Below are 556 nucleotides of genomic sequence, written 5' to 3'. Positions count from 1 at the left end.
CACGGCGCTGGGTGACCCGATCGAGGCGCAGGCACTGCTCGCCACCTACGGCCAGGAGCGTTCGGGGGATCGGCCGCTGTGGCTGGGGTCGCTCAAGTCGAACATCGGGCACACCCAGGCCGCCGCGGGTGTGGCCGGTGTGATGAAGATGGTGCTGGCGATGCGGGAGGGGATCCTGCCACGGACGCTGCACGTCGACAGGCCCAGCACTCATGTGGACTGGTCGGCGGGTGCGGTGGAGCTGCTGGACGCGTCGATGCCGTGGCCGGAGACGGGGCGGCCACGCCGTGCGGGTGTCTCCTCCTTCGGCGCGAGTGGGACGAACGCACACGTTGTCCTGGAGGCGGTGCCCGAGGTGCCGGTGGCGAGCGCTCCCTCGGCAGTCGAGGGACTTGTGCCGTGGGTGCTGTCGGCGAAGTCGGAGGATGCGCTGCGGGCGCAGGCGGGGCGTCTGCTGCCTGTTGCGGGCGGTGATGCGTCGGTTGCTGATGTGGCGTTCTCGTTGGTGTCGTCGCGGTCGGTGTTCGAGCGGCGTGCGGTGGTGCTGGCGCGGGAT

General features: G+C 70.9%; 1 protein-coding gene. It reads left to right on the top strand.

The genetic code is table 11. The annotated features are described in order from the left end of the window. A partial coding sequence (locus tag K7G59_RS34425; protein WP_308295133.1) for a ketoacyl-synthetase C-terminal extension domain-containing protein occupies positions 1-556 on the top strand: 556 nt, incomplete at both ends.

Origin of the sequence: Streptomyces sp. NK08204, from assembly GCF_020400585.1 — a bacterium.
GTDB lineage: Bacteria > Actinomycetota > Actinomycetes > Streptomycetales > Streptomycetaceae > Streptomyces.
Note: the sequence above shows the minus strand (reverse complement) of the source record. Positions and strands in the feature narration are given on the sequence as shown.